General features: G+C 54.5%; 24 protein-coding genes and 2 pseudogenes. 18 read left to right on the top strand and 8 right to left on the bottom strand.

Annotated elements, in window-relative coordinates; translation table 11 throughout:
• Nucleotides 1–42: 42 nt before the first annotated feature.
• From merA to merT, 3 genes are all read right to left on the bottom strand, one after another.
• Complete coding sequence (gene merA, locus KZ771_RS09965; protein ID WP_290653220.1) at nt 43–1,449, bottom strand: mercury(II) reductase; 1,407 nt, start codon at nt 1,447–1,449, stop codon at nt 43–45.
• 86 nt (nt 1,450–1,535) lie between these two features.
• Entirely contained in the window at nt 1,536–1,832 is a 297-nt protein-coding gene (merP, locus tag KZ771_RS09960; protein WP_011784884.1) for a mercury resistance system periplasmic binding protein MerP, read from the bottom strand.
• Nucleotides 1,833–1,846: 14 nt separating this feature from the next.
• Nucleotides 1,847–2,197 (bottom strand): mercuric ion transporter MerT, encoded by a 351-nt coding sequence (gene merT, locus KZ771_RS09955; RefSeq protein WP_011784885.1) that lies wholly within the window; start codon nt 2,195–2,197, stop codon nt 1,847–1,849.
• A gap of 73 nt (nt 2,198–2,270) precedes the next feature.
• On the opposite strand from merT, the gene merR reads away from it, so the two are divergent.
• The 7 genes from merR (at nt 2,271) to KZ771_RS09920 (ending at nt 7,388) form a co-directional block, all read left to right on the top strand.
• A complete protein-coding gene (gene merR / locus KZ771_RS09950; RefSeq protein WP_290653211.1) occupies nt 2,271–2,711 on the top strand; it encodes an Hg(II)-responsive transcriptional regulator in 441 nt (146 codons plus the stop codon).
• A 690-nt stretch (nt 2,712–3,401) separates the two neighbouring features.
• Nucleotides 3,402–3,989 carry a hypothetical protein gene (locus KZ771_RS09945; RefSeq protein WP_290653209.1) on the top strand — a complete coding sequence of 196 codons (588 nt, stop codon included), beginning with the start codon at nt 3,402–3,404 and terminating at the stop codon, nt 3,987–3,989.
• Nucleotides 3,949–4,212, top strand: a complete 264-nt coding sequence (locus tag KZ771_RS09940) for a hypothetical protein (RefSeq protein ID WP_290653207.1) — start codon at nt 3,949–3,951, stop codon at nt 4,210–4,212. The genes KZ771_RS09945 and KZ771_RS09940 overlap by 41 nt, the downstream gene beginning before the upstream one ends.
• Nucleotides 4,212–5,402: a cytochrome c biogenesis protein CcdA gene (locus KZ771_RS09935; protein WP_290653205.1), complete on the top strand. Its 1,191-nt coding sequence runs from the start codon at nt 4,212–4,214 to the stop codon at nt 5,400–5,402. The genes KZ771_RS09940 and KZ771_RS09935 overlap by 1 nt, the downstream gene beginning before the upstream one ends.
• Nucleotides 5,403–5,418: 16 nt before the next feature.
• Entirely contained in the window at nt 5,419–6,009 is a 591-nt protein-coding gene (locus tag KZ771_RS09930) for a protein-disulfide reductase DsbD domain-containing protein (protein WP_094625685.1), read from the top strand.
• Between the two features lie 42 nt (nt 6,010–6,051).
• Nucleotides 6,052–6,756, top strand: a complete 705-nt coding sequence (locus KZ771_RS09925) for an SCO family protein (RefSeq protein WP_290653199.1) — start codon at nt 6,052–6,054, stop codon at nt 6,754–6,756.
• 164 nt (nt 6,757–6,920) lie between these two features.
• Nucleotides 6,921–7,388 (top strand): TlpA disulfide reductase family protein, encoded by a 468-nt coding sequence (locus tag KZ771_RS09920; protein ID WP_290653197.1) that lies wholly within the window; start codon nt 6,921–6,923, stop codon nt 7,386–7,388.
• A gap of 46 nt (nt 7,389–7,434) precedes the next feature.
• Here KZ771_RS09920 and cadR read toward each other — a convergent pair whose 3' ends face one another.
• Nucleotides 7,435–7,836, bottom strand: a complete 402-nt coding sequence (gene cadR / locus KZ771_RS09915) for a Cd(II)/Pb(II)-responsive transcriptional regulator (RefSeq protein WP_008173755.1) — start codon at nt 7,834–7,836, stop codon at nt 7,435–7,437.
• A gap of 97 nt (nt 7,837–7,933) precedes the next feature.
• On the opposite strand from cadR, the gene KZ771_RS09910 reads away from it, so the two are divergent.
• The 9 genes and pseudogenes from KZ771_RS09910 to KZ771_RS14340 all read left to right on the top strand — a co-directional run bounded on the left by KZ771_RS09910 (nt 7,934) and on the right by KZ771_RS14340 (nt 14,477).
• On the top strand, nt 7,934–8,830 hold the full coding sequence (locus tag KZ771_RS09910) for a cation transporter (RefSeq protein WP_290653187.1): 897 nt from the start codon (nt 7,934–7,936) through the stop codon (nt 8,828–8,830).
• Between the two features lie 3 nt (nt 8,831–8,833).
• Nucleotides 8,834–9,346: a signal peptidase II gene (gene lspA, locus KZ771_RS09905; RefSeq protein WP_141066969.1), complete on the top strand. Its 513-nt coding sequence runs from the start codon at nt 8,834–8,836 to the stop codon at nt 9,344–9,346.
• A 99-nt stretch (nt 9,347–9,445) separates the two neighbouring features.
• On the top strand, nt 9,446–10,084 hold the full coding sequence (locus tag KZ771_RS09900; RefSeq protein WP_036206316.1) for a peroxiredoxin: 639 nt from the start codon (nt 9,446–9,448) through the stop codon (nt 10,082–10,084).
• 108 nt (nt 10,085–10,192) lie between these two features.
• Nucleotides 10,193–11,503, top strand: a pseudogene (nrfE, locus tag KZ771_RS09895) (heme lyase NrfEFG subunit NrfE); the annotation flags it as partial.
• A complete protein-coding gene (locus tag KZ771_RS09890; RefSeq protein ID WP_290653179.1) occupies nt 11,412–11,942 on the top strand; it encodes a DsbE family thiol:disulfide interchange protein in 531 nt (176 codons plus the stop codon). The pseudogene nrfE and the gene KZ771_RS09890, both read left to right, overlap by 92 nt.
• Nucleotides 11,933–12,421 (top strand): cytochrome c-type biogenesis protein, encoded by a 489-nt coding sequence (locus KZ771_RS09885; protein WP_278367922.1) that lies wholly within the window; start codon nt 11,933–11,935, stop codon nt 12,419–12,421. Before KZ771_RS09890 ends, KZ771_RS09885 begins: the two co-directional genes overlap by 10 nt.
• The gene (gene ccmI, locus KZ771_RS09880; RefSeq protein ID WP_290653176.1) at nt 12,418–13,308 is read left to right on the top strand and encodes a c-type cytochrome biogenesis protein CcmI; all 891 of its coding nucleotides are present in this window, start codon (nt 12,418–12,420) and stop codon (nt 13,306–13,308) included. Before KZ771_RS09885 ends, ccmI begins: the two co-directional genes overlap by 4 nt.
• 39 nt (nt 13,309–13,347) lie before the next feature.
• Nucleotides 13,348–14,151 carry a prolipoprotein diacylglyceryl transferase gene (lgt, locus tag KZ771_RS09875; protein WP_053115065.1) on the top strand — a complete coding sequence of 268 codons (804 nt, stop codon included), beginning with the start codon at nt 13,348–13,350 and terminating at the stop codon, nt 14,149–14,151.
• 50 nt (nt 14,152–14,201) lie between these two features.
• Entirely contained in the window at nt 14,202–14,477 is a 276-nt protein-coding gene (locus KZ771_RS14340; RefSeq protein WP_365996477.1) for a MerR family DNA-binding transcriptional regulator, read from the top strand.
• A gap of 199 nt (nt 14,478–14,676) precedes the next feature.
• Here KZ771_RS14340 and KZ771_RS09870 read toward each other — a convergent pair.
• The 3 genes and pseudogenes from KZ771_RS09870 to KZ771_RS09860 form a co-directional block, all read right to left on the bottom strand.
• Nucleotides 14,677–15,285 (bottom strand): annotated as a pseudogene (locus KZ771_RS09870) (IS110 family transposase); the annotation flags it as partial.
• 708 nt (nt 15,286–15,993) lie between these two features.
• Nucleotides 15,994–16,122, bottom strand: coding sequence for a hypothetical protein (locus KZ771_RS09865; RefSeq protein ID WP_290653168.1), 129 nt, complete (start codon nt 16,120–16,122; stop codon nt 15,994–15,996).
• A 32-nt stretch (nt 16,123–16,154) separates the two neighbouring features.
• Entirely contained in the window at nt 16,155–16,730 is a 576-nt protein-coding gene (locus KZ771_RS09860) for an XRE family transcriptional regulator (RefSeq protein WP_290653166.1), read from the bottom strand.
• Between the two features lie 88 nt (nt 16,731–16,818).
• Between KZ771_RS09860 and KZ771_RS09855 the strand changes: the two genes are divergently transcribed.
• Nucleotides 16,819–17,457: a LysE/ArgO family amino acid transporter gene (locus tag KZ771_RS09855; protein WP_290653164.1), complete on the top strand. Its 639-nt coding sequence runs from the start codon at nt 16,819–16,821 to the stop codon at nt 17,455–17,457.
• A 5-nt stretch (nt 17,458–17,462) separates the two neighbouring features.
• On the opposite strand, the gene KZ771_RS14335 is transcribed toward KZ771_RS09855, so the two are convergent.
• Nucleotides 17,463–17,705 (bottom strand): hypothetical protein, encoded by a 243-nt coding sequence (locus KZ771_RS14335; protein ID WP_365996476.1) that lies wholly within the window; start codon nt 17,703–17,705, stop codon nt 17,463–17,465.
• 106 nt (nt 17,706–17,811) lie between these two features.
• Between KZ771_RS14335 and KZ771_RS09850 the strand changes: the two genes are divergently transcribed.
• A complete protein-coding gene (locus KZ771_RS09850) occupies nt 17,812–18,105 on the top strand; it encodes a hypothetical protein (RefSeq protein WP_290653162.1) in 294 nt (97 codons plus the stop codon).
• Nucleotides 18,106–18,160 lie beyond the last annotated feature (55 nt).

Below are 18,160 nucleotides of genomic sequence, written 5' to 3'. Positions count from 1 at the left end.
AGGGGCCGACAGACAGTGGGTTGAATGCGCCCTGGCAAATACTTATCCCGCACAGCAGGAAAGTTGCTTGACGTCCTTGGTGAAGGTTTGCGCGCAGAGCTTGAGACCTTCCACCATGGTCAGATAGGGAAACAGCTCATCGCCGATGTCCTGCACCGTCATACCGGCCCGCAGCGCCATAACCGCCGCCTGGATCAGCTCACCGGCTTCCGCGGTGACAGCCTGCACCCCCAGCAAGCGTCCCGAATCGCGCTCGGCCACCATCTTAATAAAGCCATGGGTGTCGAAATTCACCAGCGCTCGCGGCACGTTTTCCAGATCCAGCAGACGGGTGTCCACATTGTAGCCCTGCTTGAGCGCTTCGGCCTCTGTCAGGCCAACTGTGGCGACCTGAGGGTCGGTAAACATCACCCCCGGCATGGCGCTGAGATCCAGGGTGGCCTCGCCTCCCGTCATGTTGACCGCAGCCCGGCTGCCCCCGGCAGCGGCGACGTAGACAAACTGCGGCTGATCGGTGCAGTCACCGGCGGCATAGACACCGGGGACCGTGGTTTGCAGTTGCCCATCCACCTGAATCGCGCCACGGGAGGTTTCCACACCGATGCCCGCCAGGTTCAGGTTTTCGGTATTGGGTATCCGGCCGGTCGCCACCAGCAGTTGATCAGCTCGTAAGGTACCGGCATTGGTCTCTATAACGAATTCATTGTCGGTATAGTCCACACGGCTGGCCTGGGTCTGCTTGAGCACCTCGATGCCCTCGCGCCTGAACGCCGCCTCTATGGCCTCACCGATGGCGGGTTCTTCACCGGATAGCAGGCGGCTGCGGGCCAACACGGTGACCTTGCTATCCAGCCGGGCGAACGCCTGGGCCAATTCCAGGGCAACAAAACCGGCGCCGATCACGATCAGCCGTTCAGGCACAGTAATTAATGCCAACGCACTGGTGGAGGTGAGATAAGGCGTCTCAGCCAGCCCCGGTATCGACGGCTCTGCGGGACGGGCGCCAGTGCCAATAAAGGCGCGATCGAAATGGACGTTCTGTTCGCCGCCCTCGTTCAACTGGACCACCAGGTTATTGGCATCGACAAACCGGGCTTCACCGTTCAGGACCGTGATTGCCGTCTGGTCGCGCAGAATCCCTTCGTACTTGGCGTCGCGCAGTTCCTCGACACGCGTCTGCTGTTGCTGAAGCAGTTTCGCCCGGTCCACCTTCGGTATCTGGGCGCTGACGCCCCCGTCAAATGGGCTCTCCGTGCGCAGATGCGCGATATGGGCGGCACGACTCATGATTTTCGACGGCACGCAGCCGGTATTCACGCAGGTACCACCAATAATGCCGCGCTCGATCAGGGTGATGCGGGCACCGCGCTCCGCGGCCTTCAGGGCAGCCGCCATGGCTGCGCCGCCGCTACCAATCACAGCGATATGCAGGTTATTGTCACTATTCATTCCGAGTTCCTTGTATTACTGGGGCATTGTCACGGCAGGCGCCGAGTCGCGTGTAACAGAGGGCGCCTGGAGTCCTTTATTACAACTCACTTACTGTCCGTTTCCAGGGATTTCAGGGTGGAGGGATAGCCGACATCGCCCGTTGCCTGGGTTAAGGCTTCCACCGATGTTCGTGTGTCGTCAAAGGTAATCACGGCTTCTCGATCCGGATAGCTCACGTCGACTTGTGAAACACCGTCCACCTTGTTCAAGGCCAGCTTGATGGTAATGGGGCATGCGGAACAGGTCATCCCCGGAACCGAAAGCGTCACTGTCTGCATGGCGGCCCAAGAGGGCATGCTGAGCAGGGCGAAAAGCAACGTCATGGCAAAGCGCATTTTCATGGGACAATCTCCTTTCAATAAAACAGAGGAAGGGCATAGGGAAACAACAGGGCGACCAGTATCAGTGCCGTTACTGCCCAAAAGATCACCTTATAAGTCGTTCGCACCCGTGGTACGGCACACACTTCACCGGGTTGACACTGTTCCACTGGCCGGAAGATTCGACGCCAGGCGAAGAACATGGCCACCAATGCAACGCCGATGAAAATCGGGCGGTAAGGTTCAAGAGCCGTGAGGTTGCCCATCCAGGCACCGGAGACACCCAGCGCGACAAGTACCAGCGGTCCGAGACAGCAGGCCGAAGCCAAAAGGCCCGCAATACCTCCCGCAGCCAAGGGGACACGCCCCGATTTGGAATTCGGCATAACGCTGACACCTTTCATGGTTTCATTCGATGAGATAAGATTGCTTCCGTAGTCAGCTACGGAGTCAAGGGGTATGCCGGATAAAGCGAATTCATTGACCATCGGTGGCCTGGCTAAGGCTGCCAACGTCCATGTCGAGACAATCCGCTATTACCAGCGGCGACGTCTAGTACCGGAGCCGGAACGTCCTCCAGGTGGTATTAGGCGCTATGGTCCAGCTGATATCGAGCGGTTAATGTTCGTGAAAACGGCTCAGCAGCTGGGCTTCAGTCTTGTCGAAATCAGTGACCTGCTACAACTTGAAGATGGCGCTCACTGCCAGGAGGCCAGCGCTCTGGCCGAGCACAAGTTGCGGGACGTGCGTGAGAAAATCGACCAACTGGGGAGAATCGAGAAGGTACTGGGCGAGATGGTTGAGCAGTGCCATGCCCATCCGTACAATATTACCTGCCCATTGATTGCATCATTGCATGAGGGGGCAGTGGGGGAGAACGATCAACGTGAAAGAACATGATTTTCACTCGACTGAGGGCTCGAGGGAGAGCGGATGTTTTATCCCCGGATAGTCCCCACACCCAAGCTTCTGAGGAACTTATGTGCGCCGCCAACATCTTACTCTGGTAGCCGAATTGGCGGATACGGTGATGGAGCGTGTCTGTTTGCACTTCCGCCAATGTAGGTTAAAGTGGGCGACTATCTTCCCACGCGGAAGATGTTTTAGCTGTTCTGTAATCAGGATATCAGTGCGATGACCACACGGCTTATGGGACTGGCAGTACTACTGCTCGTGGCTCTTCTCCCCGTTGCACAGGGAGTTGCCGCGACCTCTTTTGAAGCGGAACCCATGGCCGAGGCTTGTGTCATGTTGCCAGACACCCAGGTGATGCATGACTGCGCCGGGCTCAATGCCGAGGGCAGCTGCAGTAGCCCGTGTTCAACGTCCCATGTCGGGAAATCTGCAATTAGAGACTCGGTAGTGCTGTTATCTTCCCCCTGCCCGAAAGGCTATTCTTCTCATTCCGGCCGTGTACTTTCTGGCCCAGACCCTTTTCCTCCCAAGTATTCAACAGTCTCCTGAACCTTTGATTACCAGAGGCTTTCGCTTCGAGTGCCTGTCGTTTGGCCTTGCGCGGTAGACCACCACGTAGGCAGCTTTGCTGGTGATTTTATCGACTGATGAATACATGAAAACGGGAACGTATCTGTGATGTCATTCTATCTGGAATACCCGGTGCGCGGCATGACCGTGCTCTGCCATAAGCTTTCGATGGCACTTTTTTTGAGTTTATTCGCTGCCTTGGCCTCGGCGTCACCACCAATGGACCCGGGAATCAAGGCACTGCAGGAGAGAATCGGTTTTACGGTGACTGAACGCTTCTCCACGCCAGCCGAGGGCGTGACCGGCTATGTTGTAAAGACCGGCGACGGGAAAACCGGAATCCTCTATGGTCTCGGTGACCTCACTTTTTCCGGCGCACTTCTGGAGAGTGATGGCAACGATCTGACCAGCGAATATTCCGCTCGTTATATACCGAAGCCGACGTATGCGTCGGTTGCCGAGCAGCTCTCCCGGGACCCCCATCTGGTGAGCGAGGGCGGTAAAGATGCCCCTGAGGTCTATATCTTCGCGGATCCCAACTGCATTTTTTGCCACAAATTCTGGCAGCAAACCAGGGATTGGGTTGCGGAGGGGAAAGTGGGTCATGGTCGGGTTTCTCAAACCGTCCAGCCTGGGGCTTTCTGCAGCAATCATGAACGCAGAGGATCGAGCCGCGGCGCTCCAGGTGTTTGAGGAAAACTTCGGAAAAAGCGGTGACGGCCGCGGCATTTCTGAACTCACTCCGATCCCGGCCGACCTTCAACAGGCCCTCGAACAACACGGTCAGTGGATGGCCGAGGCGGGTTTCAGCGGGACGCCAGGGCTGCTGTTCAAGGACACGAGCGGACAATGGCGGGGCCAGACTGGTGTGCCCAGCCAGGAAGCGCTCGGCAGGATGCTGGGAGTCACTGAGTAATGGATCAGCTGCCCTCATTACTCATTGCCGGCCAGATCATGATGGCGGTTATGGCAGGTCTACTGCTGAACCTGACGCCCTGCGTGCTGCCCGCGATTCCCATCAAGGTCCGGACCATCCTGCGGGAGGCGGGCGGCCAGAGGTCCCATCGGGTGCTGGCCGCGTTGGCATTCACGGCCGGAACACTCACCTTTTTCCTGACGCTGGGCGGCCTGACCGCACTGCTGCAGTGGAACTGGGGCACGTTGTTCCAGTCAACGCTATTCGTGGCCGTCCTGGTTGCGTTAATGGTCGGGTTTGCGGTGATTACCTGGCTCGATCTGCCCATCCCCGTCCCGACATTCGCCGCCTCGGCGCATGGCCGGCGTTACTTTGAAGCCTATGTATCCGGGCTGTTGAGTGCGATTCTGGCCGCGCCCTGCGCAGGACCATTCCTCGGTGGCGTTCTGGCCTTTGCCGTTACCCAGCCGACACCGGTCATCATGGGGATATTCGGCAGTATCGGGCTGGGGCTGTCGTTGCCCTACGCGGTACTGATGCTCAGGCCCGAGTGGCTGAGCCGGTTGCCCACGGCGGGCCCCTGGACCCTGGCCATTCGTGAAGTGCTCGCGCTGATATTGCTGGCCGCCGCCGTCTTTTTCAGCGCGAGCCTGGTGCCCAAAGCGGTATACCCCTGGCTGTGGTGGGCCTGGCTGGCGCTGGTGCTGGTCTGGGGTCTCCGTCGTTTCGTTCAGGGGAGCGGTGCCGTTCGCGTGATCACTGCAACGGCGACAGGCCTTGCCCTTGCGGTGACAGTGGTATTCGCATCTCCGTTGGGCAGCGGCGAAGACGAACTTGTCTGGCAGCCCTACTCCGCAGAACTCCTGGCGGACACAAAAGCCCGGGACACACCGTATTTGCTGGAGTTCACTGCCGATTGGTGCATCAACTGCAAGGTCCTGGAGCGCACCGTGTATAAAGAGCCCGCTGTGGCTGAAGCCGTAGCGCGGGCCGGCATGGTGCCGATTCAGGTTGATGTGACAGCAAGCGATCCCGAAAAAGACGCATTGTTAACCGCAACGGGAGGGCAGGCTTTACCTTTTGCGGCGATTTTTGACGCTGACGGCACCGTTGTCGCCCGTTTCACTGGGCTATTTGATACCGACAGCCTGGTCGAGGCGATCAACCGCACCGAGAACTCACAACGCTAGCTACTGGAGATGAACCATGACAACCCGAACCAAAGTATTGCTGACCGGCGTAGCGGTTTTTCTGATCGCGATCGCGGCGTTCACGTTGATCGGTACCAATTCCGGAAACGCTCCTGGCTCGGCCCAGACCGAACGAGCCAATTCCGACCCCCAGGCACCAGTTGCCCGCACGGGGTTGGCAGATTCTTCCGATAAGGTCCGCCTCAATCTTGCGGAAGGCGGCAAAGCCCTGATAGGGGAGACCGGTGAAATTATTCTGACACTGGACATTGAATCGGGCTGGCACGTGAACGCCAACCCGGCCTCCATGGAGTTCCTGATTCCCACCGTCGCCAGTTCTTCGGTCAACGGTCAGTCGCTTGACATCCCGACCCAGTACCCCCGCGGCAGGGTCAGTGACATCACACTGGGTGACACCGCCCTGGAGGTGTACGACGACGGTGCGAGTATCCGGCTGCTGCCAGACGAAAAACAGACCGCCGCGCTGAAAGAGGCAGGCAAGCTAGACATGACGGTACGGGTACAGGCCTGCAGTGACGAGGGCGTTTGCCTGGCACCAGCTGACCTGCCCGTTGCGCTGAATCTGGACGATATCAAGCCACAATAAACCGGGACTCCCTTCGGAAAACAACTCAAATGGAGAATGACTGTGAACAGTGTATTCAGAGTATTGCTGATTGCCATGGTTGCCCAGGTCAGCACCAATGCCATGGCCCATTCCATGGAAGATGTGGAGGCCTCGTTGAACGAGAAAGAGCGGTATGCCCAGTTTGTGGATCAGCCGGCCCCTGAATTTGATCTTACAGGCGTTGATGGCAATACCCTTGCCCTTGCCGACTTAAACGGCAAAACCGTTGTGCTTAACTTTCTCTACACGCGCTGTACCGAGGCCTGCCCTTTGCATATGAACCTGATCCGGCAGTTGCAAACCGGGGTTGAAGAAGAAGGGCTGAGTGAAGAGGTGGTGTTCATCACCATTGCCACTGATCGCGAGGATATTGCCGGGACCCGGGACAACATGCGCGCGTATGGCGACAATTTCGACCTGAACCCCGATAATTGGCACTTTCTGTACCGGGGCGAAGGTGAATCGCCCGGGTTGACGTCGGAGCTCGCCAAAGCCTACGGCGTTCAGTTCAGGGATACGGGTGAGGGTGTACAGGTCCATGGTGTGGTAACCCACGTGATTGACCCGGAAGGGCAGATGCGGGCCCGGTTCCATGGATTGAAATTCAAGCCTGAGCATCTGGTGACCTACCTGACGGCCATTGCCAAAGGCCCCAACGCGGCAGCCGATGATGGGTTCTGGGGCCGACTGCACGGGCGAATTGAAGAGCTGTTACAGAGTGAGTAACGCGTGGGGCACCATGCCGGCAACAAACCGACCACTGTAATCAGGAGAAATGTCTAATGAGTCACCAGCGCATATCCGCCGCCCGTGGAATCGCCGTAGTCCTTTTCGCGCTTGCTATTTCCATAGCCGCTCCAGTTATGGCTGCAGGGAAGGTTCCGAAGTCGGTGGGGCCCCAGGGGTTCCTGATCTGGGAGTCCCCTCGCACTCTGCCCGAGCTGGCTTTTGAGGACGAAGACGGCAGGCCGCTGACACTGGCTGACTTTAAGGGTAAGGCGATATTGCTCAATATCTGGGCGACCTGGTGCCTGCCTTGCCGTGAGGAAATGCCGACGCTGGACTCACTTCAGGCTCAACTGGGCGGCGAGCAATTTGAAGTGGTCGCGCTGTCCGTTGACCACGCAGGCATCAGCGTTGTTGAAAAATTCTACCGGGAAACAGGCATCCAACATCTTCGCCAGTATATTGATCCGTCGACACTGGCGACCTCAACACTGGGCATAGAAGGTGTTCCTACAACGCTGCTGATTGATCACGACGGTCGCGAAATTGGCCGTCTGGTCGGTGCCGCGGAATGGGACAGCCCGGCCATGGTGGATTTGATGACCCGCACCATTGAAGGGGTTCCGGACTGACTGGATTTACGCAATTGAAAAGGCAGGTGCGTAATGCTTCAAGCTACTACTGCATGCTTCCTTCGCTGAGCCCTTCGAGAACCCCGCAGGCCTCAATTTCCCGATCATCGTTACAACTCGCTCGCAGCGACACAAGTTGTTTCTCCAGTACCTGCAGATCGGTTATCTGAGACCGTACTTGAGCGATGTGATCATCAAGCAAGGTGTTGATGGCCCTGCAAGGCTGATGGGGCGCGCCCTGATAACGCTGTAACTCGTGAATTTCAGCGAGTGACAGCTCAAGTATTCTGCAGCGCCGGATAAAAGCCAGTCGCTCAACATGCCGTTCGGTGTAAATACGGTAGCCGTTGTCCTGACGATCCGGCGGTGGTAACAAGCCCTCTCGCTCATAGAAACGGATGGTCTGGGTGTCAACCCCTACGGACCGCGCCAACTGACCAATGCGCATCGGGTGTCTCCTCAACAAATGGTATCTGCTCTATTGACCTTATAGTGGCTATATGGTTTTAAATCATAATCCGACAATACTCAAGTGGAGCCGTATCATGAGTAAATCCTGTGAAGGCGCCTGTGGCTGCGACGCAATACCCGCCGAGGGTAATACCGGGTCGTGGGCCTCTGAAGCGTCCGGCAACTGGATCAGTGTGTATACCGTACCGAAGATGGATTGTCCTTCGGAGGAACGGATGATTCGACTGGCCCTGAATGGTTTTGAAGACATTCGCGGGCTGTCCTTCGACCTGTCTGATCGGCGGTTGAAGGTTGTGCACGATGGCGAGGCTGAGCCTATCACCGCGAAGCTGGCGACCCTCGGGCTGGGAGCTTCGCTTCAGGAAACGGCCGCTGCCGACCCTGAATCAATCAAGGCGCTCGGGGGTACGGCTATCTCGGCCGAGCAGGAGTCGGGCACCCTGCGTTGGTTGCTCGGTATCAATGCTGTCCTGTTTGTGGTGGAAATGACGGCCGGCCTGATCGCGCACTCCACCGGTTTGATTGCAGAATCCCTGGACAATTTTGCCGACGCGGCCGTGTATGGGCTCGCCCTGTATGCGGTTGGGCACAGCGTGAAAATGCAGGTGCGTGCGGCGCATCTTGCGGGCGTACTCCAACTGATACTGGCTGTGGGCGTACTCGCAGAGGTGGTGAGGCGCTTTGTCTTCGGCAGTGAGCCGGAGTCGCTGGTAATGATGGGGATTGCGTTCATTGCATTGATCGCCAATACCACCTGTCTGCTGCTGATATCCAAACATCGGGAGGGCGGTGCCCACATGAAGGCGAGCTGGATATTCTCAGCCAACGATGTGGTGATCAATCTGGGGGTCATTACCGCTGGCGCCCTGGTCGCGTGGACTGGCTCCAACTACCCGGACCTGATCATCGGCAGCATTGCGGGGGTTATCGTACTCAACGGGGCCAGGCGCATCCTGGCGCTTAAGGGTTAAACAATGTCCATCGTTACCAAAAAACTCTTGCCGTATAGCCTGCTGGCGATTTCGGGCCTGATTGCGGCGTCTGATCAGGTTGTAAAATGGCTGGTCCAGCAGTCAATGGCGTATGGCGAATCGATTCCGGTGACCCCGTTCTTTAACTGGGTTCATGTCTGGAACACCGGCGCCGCATTCAGCCTGTTTGCCGATGGCGGAGGTTGGCAGCGATACTTTCTTATCACAGTCGCGGTAGTTGTCTCGATTGTACTGATCGGGCTGATTCTTCAGTGCCGCCGCAGGGGAGAAGCCATCGCGTACAGCCTTATTCTTGGCGGTGCCGTGGGCAACCTGATTGACCGGATATTTCGTGGCTATGTTGTGGATTCCTTTGATGTCTATTGGCAATCCTGGCACTGGCCAGCCTTTAACCTTGCCGATATCGCCATTGTGCTGGGCACCGTGCTTTTCCTCTATGTCAGTTTCATACCCGAAAAATCGGGCACGAACGTCGAGCTCGATGGATCAGGCTAAAAAACATCTGACAAACGTCTTGACCTTAAAGTTGACTTTAAGGATATCGTCTGTGCTGACAAACCAAGAACGACAGCCAAAGCAAAGGAGAATGAAACGATGACATTGCAACTTGGAGAAACCGCTCCCGATTTCACCGTCGCATCCACCGAGGGAAACATTCAGTTTCATGAGTGGCTGGGAGACGACTGGGCCGTGCTGTTTTCACACCCCGCCGACTACACCCCCGTCTGTACCACAGAGCTTGGCGCCTTCGCCAAGCGTAAGGACGAGTTCGCCAGTCGTGGAGTGAAGCTGATCGGGGTGTCCGTTGATCCGCTCGACTCCCATAACGACTGGGCCAAGGACATTGAGAAAACCCAGGGCACGGGGCTCAATTTTCCCCTGCTGGCAGACAAGGATCAGGTGGTTGCCGACCTGTACGGAATGATCCATCCAAAAGCCGATCCCAAGGTGACTGTTCGAACGGTATTCATTATTGATTCCGCGAAAAAAATCCGTCTGATGCTAACGTATCCGCCCAGCACGGGGCGCAATCTGGACGAGATCCTGCGCGTCATTGATTCGCTCCAACTGACCGACAACCACAAAGTGGCCACGCCGGTGGACTGGAAGAATGGAGAGGATGTGATCATCGTTCCGTCGCTCTCCAACGAAGAGGCCAAAGAGCGCTTCCCCGACGGATGGGATGAGCAGACACCGTATCTGCGCGTTACCCGCCAACCTGGTCGGAAGTAATAGGGTATTCGTCAGCCGGCCGTGCGGCTGGCTGACGTAGCAATACCTGAGAACCCCTCACCGATAGGTTCGGTCATCGCTGAACCCTTAACCGAACACGGCCCCGAAATGCTTACCCTGACAGTTCCTGAAGTTGGTCTCTTCGCGTTATTGATTGCACTTTGCCTGTCGCTGCTTCAGGCGACCGTGCCCTTGCTGGGAGCCGCCACCCGGCGCCCGTTGTGGATGGCATTTGCAGAGCCCATGGCATGGGGGCAATTTGCCTTTCTACTGGTTTCTTATGCCAGCCTGACCGCCAGTTTTCTTCTGGATGATTTCAGCGTGGACTATGTGGCCCGTAATTCGAACTCGATGCTACCCTGGTACTACAAGTTTACCGCCGTCTGGGGCTCTCATGAAGGCTCGGTGCTGTTATGGAGTCTGATTCTCAGTGGCTGGGGCTTTGCCGTCAGTCTGTTTTCCCGCCAGTTGCCACGGGATATGCTGGCACGGGTTCTGGGAGTTCTGGGTGTCGTCAGCGCAGGGTTCCTGCTTTTCATCGTCGTTACGTCCAGTCCCTTTGATCGCCTGTTGCCGGGCATGCCCGCCGACGGTGCCGATCTGAATCCGTTGTTGCAGGATGTTGGCCTGATCATCCATCCGCCGATGCTTTACATGGGCTATGTGGGTTTTTCAGTGGTCTTTGCTTTTGCCATCGCTGCGCTGATCGAAGGGCGTCTCGATGCGGCCTGGACGCGCTGGGTTCGGCCGTGGACCAACATTGCCTGGGCCTTTCTGACCCTCGGCATCGCTCTGGGTAGCTGGTGGGCCTACTATGAGCTGGGTTGGGGCGGCTGGTGGTTCTGGGATCCGGTGGAAAATGCATCGCTCCTGCCCTGGCTGAGCGGGACAGCGCTGATACATTCACTGGCGGTCACGGAAAAACGCGGCACGTTCAAGAGCTGGACGGCGCTGCTAGCGATTTTCACGTTCTCACTCTCGTTGCTGGGCACCTTCCTGGTGCGATCAGGGGTACTGACCTCGGTTCATGCCTTTGCCAATGATCCGTCACGGGGGCTCTTCATTCTCGCGTTGCTGGGTATAACGGTTGGCGTCTCGCTGTTGATCTTTGCGCTACGGGCGCCGCGAATGAGCGCCAACGCGGGCTTTAGCTGGCTTTCCCGGGATGCACTGTTGCTGATCAACAATATTTTGCTGGTCATCATGACGATCACGGTCCTGATGGGCACCCTGTACCCCTTGATCCTGGATGCACTCGGGCTGGGCAAAATCAGTATCGGCGCGCCTTACTTTAATAGCCTGTTCGTGCCACTGACCGTCATGCTGTGTGCCTTTATGGGACTGGGGCTGGTCTCACGCTGGAAGCAGATGCCCGGTCGGGAGCTGTTCCGGCGACTACCGGGGGCTTTCGCTGGATCCCAGTGCTCGCGAGTCAGCCCTGATAGGCCAGGCGTTTCCCGCGTTCACGCTCCCGACGCTGGAGGACCCTGATACCGAGGTGGATGAATCCCTGCTTCGCGGGCAGATATCTCTGGTCAATGTCTGGGCATCCTGGTGCCCGACCTGCAAGGAGGAAATGCCCCAGCTACTGGCGCTCTCCGAGCGCGGCATTCAGATGGTGGGCATCAACTATAAAGACGCCCGTGACCTGGGGCGACAGTTTCTCGAAGAGTTCGGAAAACCTTTCGAGGTCAACATCTTCGATCCTGCCGGTGACCTGGGTTTTGAAATTGGCGTGTATGGCGTGCCCGAAACCTTCCTGGTCGACGCAGACGGTATCGTTCGATACAAGCACGTTGGGTACATAACGCCCGCCCAGGTGGATGAAGTCATGATGGAGGTAGAGAAATGGCGCTAACCCTGAAGATCCGTTGCTGTGTGGTCATCGTGCTTTTGATGGCCTCGTTCCAGTCGATGGCGGATACGGCAATTGATGCGCGTCATTTCGAGGATCCGGTGATGGCGGAGCGTTATCGCGACCTTACGGCGTCATTGCGGTGCCCTAAATGTGATGCTCAAGCCATCGACAGCTCCGATTCGCCGGTGGCGGCGGACATGCGGGAGCGGGTAGCGCTGATGCTTCATGAGGGGCGTGCGGATAAGGAAATTCTTGATTTCATGGCTAATCGTTTTGGCGAGTTCGTTCTTTACAATCCGCGCCTTGACGGGCGAACGTGGCTGCTTTGGGCGTTGCCGGCAGCGCTGGTAGCAGGAGGCGCCCTGGTTGTGATTGCGTTTGTCCGGGCGCGCAGGCACCGGCGAGTGCGGCCGCTCTCCGAGGAGGAGCGTACCCGCCTGTCTTCCCTGATTCATCGTCACCGTGAGGGATCGGAATGACTATGCTCTGGTTAAGTATCGGCACACTGCTGCTGCTTGCGCTGTGGTTCCTGAGTCTACCGTTGCGAAGAGCAAGGGCGATCCATGACTGGCAGCAGCGATTTGAGGCCGATGATCATGCGGAGGCGCAAAACCTCGCCGTCTATGAGCGCCGGCTTTCAGCACTGGAAAGCGCCCGCGATCGCGGCGAGATTGACGTCGCCCGATTTGAAGAAGGCCGCCACGAGCTGGACCGCAATCTGCTGGAGGACACCGAGGCCCGCCGCCGAATGCCTCTCAGGCGCCCCGTGTCAGGACGTTTGATGATTCCACTGGTGATAACGGCAGTCATGGGTGCCAGCATCATCGGCTATCGATGGCTGGGTGCCGATGGCGATCTGGCCCTGTATGCCGCCCAACAGAATGCGCTCAATACGCCCGGCGCCTCAATGAAAACCCTGGTTGGCCGGCTCGAAGAGGAAGCCGAGACTCAGCCGGATAATCCCAAGGTCTGGTCGTTGCTGTTTCCGCTTTACCAGAAGATCGGTCAACCGGGGCAGGCGATTGGCGCCCTGGAACGACTGATCGAACTGGAAGGCCGCAGAGTTGACCTACTGGCCCAACTGGCCCAGATCAAATTCTTTGTGGCCGGGCGCAGCCTGACCGATGAAGTGCATGCGCTGATCGACGAAATACTCGACAAGGATCCACGTGAGCCAACGGCGCTGGGCATACTGGGGGTCGAGGCCTTTGACGACGGCCGCTATGAACAGGCGATCAATTACTGGCGTCGGGCATTGGCTGGCTTCGGCGACAACGAGTCCGCACAGGCCATGCGCAACGGTATTGCTGTTGCCAGGCAACGATTGGAGGAGACAGCCAATGGAGCGGAACGTGTTACTGATTAAAACCCTAACGCACTTTCAATCACGAAATCAGGAAAGCTTATGCTTCAGTATCCTCAAATAGACCCGGTAGCCATTGCGCTGGGCCCGCTAAAAATTCATTGGTACGGCCTGATGTACCTTGTCGGTTTTCTCGCGGCCTGGTGGCTGGGGCGTCGTCGGGCTCATCGACTCGGGTTGAACGCAGACGCTGTTGAAACATTGATTTTCTACTGCGCGATGGGCGTCATTCTCGGTGGCCGCGTCGGTTATGCGCTCTTCTACGGTTTTGACAAGCTGGCAGACAATCCGCTTTGGCTGTTCAAGGTCTGGGAAGGGGGCATGAGTTTTCACGGCGGCTTGACCGGCGTCCTGATTGCAGCCTTGGTCTTCGCCCGCAAGCAGAACCTGCGGTTTTTCCAACTCACGGATTTTATAGCGCCACTGGTGCCAATTGGCCTGGGGGCGGGGCGCCTTGGCAACTTTATCAACCACGAGCTCCCGGGGCGGGTCAGCGACGTGCCCTGGGCCATGGTGTTCCCGAATATGGGGTCGGCGCCACGTCACCCGTCGTCATTGTACGAGTTTGCCCTGGAAGGTGTTGTGCTGTTTGTGGTGCTGTGGTGGTTCTCACGCCACCCTCGTCGGATGGGCGCAACGTCCGGCCTGTTCCTGTTGCTCTACGGAATTTTCCGTTTTGCGGTCGAGTTTGTTCGCCTCCCCGACCCGCAACTGGGGTTCATTGCCCTTGACTGGGTGACCATGGGGCAGTTGTTGACCTTGCCGATGATCCTTGGAGGCCTTGGGTTAGTCGCTTGGTCGAAAAGCCAACCGATCAATAACGTAAAGGTGGCGACGGGCGGATAAAGGTCGACTTCATTTATGCAATAACAAATTGAGAGAGTTTCAGAGTGGTCATGCTGGCGTTTTCTCCTCTGATATATCGGGATCTGTTTCATGCGAGCGATGTGGGCACGATGAAAGTCAATGAAATTGCAAACTTGGCGGATGTCTCTCCGGACACCGTTCGTTTCTATAACCGTGAAGGGTTACTTCGGCCACGAAAAGATCCCCGAAATGGCTACAACTTGTATAATTCGGAAGACCTGTGGCGTGTATGGACTCCTCCTCTTTTGCAAGCATTTTGTTCAATCGCGAGTAGGTACGACTGCCTACGTGTATTCGGTCTCTAAAAAGATGCCGCATCGGTAGGCACCGGACCTTAATGGGCTATTCGCGCACTGATTTCCAAACGCTTACACGAGCTCAAGGCTCTTCGTCACATAAGGAGTTTCTCAGTGCCGGTTCGACCTGTTCGCCATCAAGCAAAAGCTTTGCAATCGTGGTGTTGAGTTTATCCTGTTAAAATTTGTTTGTTACTTTAGCATCAGATTATCTACTTGCAGCTGCAAGTGTTTCATCATAAGCCGTTTCATTGGCGACTAACGCCCAGGCAATTCGGGCCGTTTTGTTAGCCAACGCAACGGTCGCTACGTTAATGTGCTTACGGTTGACCAGACATTTTAACCAATGACTCAGCCCATCACTTTTTCTATCAACATGGCGTAGTACCGCTCGTGCACCATGGACAAGCAACTTGCGGAGGTAGCCATCACCGCGCTTGCTAATTCCGAGTAATCGTTCCCGGCCGCCGGTGCTGTGCTGTCTGGGTGTTAATCCTAAAGACGCTGCAAAATCACGTCCTTTTCGAAAAGCTTTGCCGTCACCCAGCGCCCCGGAAAGTGCACTTGCGGTTAATGGTCCAACGCCACGCAACGTCATCAAGCGACGCGCAACGGGATCCTTTTGGACATTCTCAGTGATGTTCTCATCAAGACTTTTGATGCGGTCATCGAGGTAACGAAGATCCTCCGCCAAACTATTAAGAAGCGTGCGGAAAGTATCACTCAGCCCGTTTTCAGCATCCTCAAGCCATTTTGGTAAAGCCCTTCTCAGTTGATGGATGCCAACTGGCGAAATAACACCATATTCGGCGGTAATATCCAGCGTACTAGCTGATTTTCAGAGTTCTATTAAGGTCGGTCGATGATATCTATCTAAGAAGAATTTATGTCGAAAAACAAGAAACAATAGACACGTTAAACTGACTGAATCGAACCTATAAAGTCGGAGACTAGTGCCTTCGTACACATGTGTACGAACCTAATTTCTGTTATAAATGGTGTTACTTAGCAGTTTGTAATAAAATTTCATTGGCTACAAAGTTGAGTTTCAACGGCTGAAAAGGTGGCGTGCGGTCATGGAAAATAAACTCGCAAAATATGGTGTTAAAAAACCGGTTGGTCGACCGAAGATCAAACCAACTAAGCAACTGAACCTAGATACTCCAGAGGGGCAACGCCTAGTTTATACCGAGGCACGAATGATTCTTGCGCAACACAAGAAAACGTTTAGACGCTTGGCGTCTATGTGATGCAACTTTTTCAACTCCCAGCAACCCGCGTTATTGACGAAAAACAGTTTGCCGATCTACTTTACGATTGTTACGCAAACAACTTCGAGCAGTAAAAAGCAGGTTACACTTCCGCCGACTGGTGAGTACATCGGTGAGTATAGTCAAAATGAATCTTGATAAATATATCCTAACTTATTGATTTTAAGGATTATTATATTTTCAATCAACAAGCAGATCCAGAACATCGAATAATGCATTTTGACGTAGCCTGCGGTTCTACCGCAGGTGAGATCTTACAGCTCAGTAAACCGCAGCAATCGAGCAATATTTAACGCATCATCAATACCTCGGTGATGCGTGCCTTCAAAAGACAAACCATGATAGTTAAGCGCATTGGCTAAGCCAGCGCTACGACTGTTCACTTTCCCCTGACGCCACTGTTGTTATGAAACGCCTACCGAGACTTTTCATAAACCGTCATAGTGAAGTGAACGGGATCGCTAGTGCTGTTCTGGTAGGTGTGAGCAACGTCCATTTCAGCGGTCATTGAGTCACCTGCCGATAAAGTATAAGTTTCTTCATTCACCAAAACGTCTAAACAACCCTCCTCAACGTGAATGAGTTCAATGGTTCCGTTAGAGTGCGCTTCAGATACAAATTGTTCTTTGGGAAACATGGACCACCGCCATAACTCAATCATGATAGCGCCCTTTGAACCGGCAAGCAGTCGAGCAGAGCCCCCATGATCACCATTCCAAAGTGTCGGAATATCCTGAGGCTGTCGAATCGTTACTTTTGGATCGTCTGACACAGCTACGATATCAGCAACAGAAACAGCGAGTGCATTGGCTAATTTACACAGAATCCCTATGCTTGGGTTTGCACGCCCTTTCTCTATTTGCACAAGCATTCCCTTGCTAATTTCGGCATTTTTAGCCAGTTCATCAAGGGACATTCCGTACTGCTTACGAAAGTTGTTAACGCGTTTTGCGATAGCTTCATTAATAGCTGTTTTATCTTTCATGGTCATTATATTGACTATTTGTTTCTTTATATTAAACTGTCGATGATTTCCATTATCGTTGACTTAAACGATTAGAACAACGCAGGAAGTGATAATGTTTGAGTTTGTCAGTGTATTCGTCATGGGTGCCGTGATCTCTGGTGGTTTGATTATCGCAATTGGTAGCCAGAATGCATTTCTGTTGAAAACTGGGCTAACCAATAATCATCCGTTTGCAGCCGCGACGGTTTGCTTTATCGGCGATATCCTACTTATTGGTGCGGGTGTGTTTGGCGTTGGCGCGCTCTTTTCGATTGAAAGCATCTGGGGACAAATGCTGAGCTTAGCCGGTGCTATTTTCTTAATTTGGTATGGAAGTAACGCGCTAAAGGCCGCAATAAAAGGTGAAAGTCGATTATCGGTAGACGAGAATGAAAGCAAAAGAACATCGCTTAAAAGCGCATTATTGATGGCTTTTGCGATGACATTTTTAAACCCACATGTTTATATCGACACCGTTGTTCTGGTCGGCGGCGTTACTGCCGGGCTTGAGCAAGCCTATAGACCGTGGTTCGTGGCCGGCGCTTTATGTGCCTCCGCAACGTGGTTTTACACATTGGTATTTGTTGCAAAAAAGCTCGCTAACAAACTGAATAAACCAAAAACGTGGCGTATTATCAATGCATTAATCAGTGCGGTAATGTATCTGATCGCTGGCCGTTTGTTAGTCGATGTGATTCCGTATTGGTTTTAGAAAAACTACCCTCGAGACACAAGAAGAGCGCATAAAGGCTCGTTAATATAATAGTTAGCACGACCAATGCGTTGTTTTTTCAGAAAGCCGTGCTCAACAAGTTGCTCCAGGTATTTTGTCGCTGTAATTCGCGTAACGCTAAGTTCATCAACGACAAACTCGATTTTAGTGTGGTAGCGAAGCTGACATATAAGTTTTAGCCTTTTCTGTACATTAATACCGAAATATATATAAATAATCGTAAACATTATATATGAAAAGATGTTTATGTATAGAAAATAGATTTTTTTATACATAAGGCGCGTTAGCACTAGCAATTAACTTGTCGATACACCCAGGAAAAAAAGTTTGCTTATGCGAAAAAATGACAAAAAAATCGAACGAGAAATCATCCGCGAGCTGACCCAGGTGTGTGAAGAGGCCAAATTTGACCATCAAGGCTTTATTTGGCTGACGCACGACGTGGATTACCAGCGCTTTCCGCAGAGTTTAAAGGTAACTCTGGTATTCAATGAGCAAGTCGATGAAGCGGTTATGCTGTCTGAGTTTGGCCAATTAGTTCCAAACGTTCAGGCTGCGCTGGAACCCATCATTGGTGGTATGCTGCCAGCGAAACAAATTGAAGCTCGCCGTGAGCATACCCTGTAATAATGGGTTAAGGACTGATCATGCGTTACCTACGTTACTGCTTTATATTTTTCTG

The organism is Idiomarina sp., assembly GCF_019431395.1.
Taxonomy (GTDB): domain Bacteria; phylum Pseudomonadota; class Gammaproteobacteria; order Enterobacterales; family Alteromonadaceae; genus Idiomarina.
Note: the sequence above shows the minus strand (reverse complement) of the source record. Positions and strands in the feature narration are given on the sequence as shown.

Coding starts and splice junctions, on each gene's coding strand:
- merA (WP_290653220.1), bottom strand. CDS start 1,449: ATGAATAGTGACAATAACCTGCATATCGCTGTGATTGGTAGCGGCGGC.
- merP (WP_011784884.1), bottom strand. CDS start 1,832: ATGAAAATGCGCTTTGCCATGACGTTGCTTTTCGCCCTGCTCAGCATG.
- merT (WP_011784885.1), bottom strand. CDS start 2,197: ATGCCGAATTCCAAATCGGGGCGTGTCCCCTTGGCTGCGGGAGGTATT.
- merR (WP_290653211.1), top strand. CDS start 2,271: ATGCCGGATAAAGCGAATTCATTGACCATCGGTGGCCTGGCTAAGGCT.
- KZ771_RS09940 (WP_290653207.1), top strand. CDS start 3,949: ATGAACGCAGAGGATCGAGCCGCGGCGCTCCAGGTGTTTGAGGAAAAC.
- KZ771_RS09935 (WP_290653205.1), top strand. CDS start 4,212: ATGGATCAGCTGCCCTCATTACTCATTGCCGGCCAGATCATGATGGCG.
- KZ771_RS09930 (WP_094625685.1), top strand. CDS start 5,419: ATGACAACCCGAACCAAAGTATTGCTGACCGGCGTAGCGGTTTTTCTG.
- cadR (WP_008173755.1), bottom strand. CDS start 7,836: ATGCGCATTGGTCAGTTGGCGCGGTCCGTAGGGGTTGACACCCAGACC.
- KZ771_RS09910 (WP_290653187.1), top strand. CDS start 7,934: ATGAGTAAATCCTGTGAAGGCGCCTGTGGCTGCGACGCAATACCCGCC.
- lspA (WP_141066969.1), top strand. CDS start 8,834: ATGTCCATCGTTACCAAAAAACTCTTGCCGTATAGCCTGCTGGCGATT.
- KZ771_RS09900 (WP_036206316.1), top strand. CDS start 9,446: ATGACATTGCAACTTGGAGAAACCGCTCCCGATTTCACCGTCGCATCC.
- KZ771_RS09885 (WP_278367922.1), top strand. CDS start 11,933: ATGGCGCTAACCCTGAAGATCCGTTGCTGTGTGGTCATCGTGCTTTTG.
- ccmI (WP_290653176.1), top strand. CDS start 12,418: ATGACTATGCTCTGGTTAAGTATCGGCACACTGCTGCTGCTTGCGCTG.
- lgt (WP_053115065.1), top strand. CDS start 13,348: ATGCTTCAGTATCCTCAAATAGACCCGGTAGCCATTGCGCTGGGCCCG.
- KZ771_RS14340 (WP_365996477.1), top strand. CDS start 14,202: ATGCTGGCGTTTTCTCCTCTGATATATCGGGATCTGTTTCATGCGAGC.
- KZ771_RS09860 (WP_290653166.1), bottom strand. CDS start 16,730: ATGACCATGAAAGATAAAACAGCTATTAATGAAGCTATCGCAAAACGC.
- KZ771_RS09855 (WP_290653164.1), top strand. CDS start 16,819: ATGTTTGAGTTTGTCAGTGTATTCGTCATGGGTGCCGTGATCTCTGGT.
- KZ771_RS14335 (WP_365996476.1), bottom strand. CDS start 17,705: ATGTTTACGATTATTTATATATATTTCGGTATTAATGTACAGAAAAGG.
- KZ771_RS09850 (WP_290653162.1), top strand. CDS start 17,812: ATGCGAAAAAATGACAAAAAAATCGAACGAGAAATCATCCGCGAGCTG.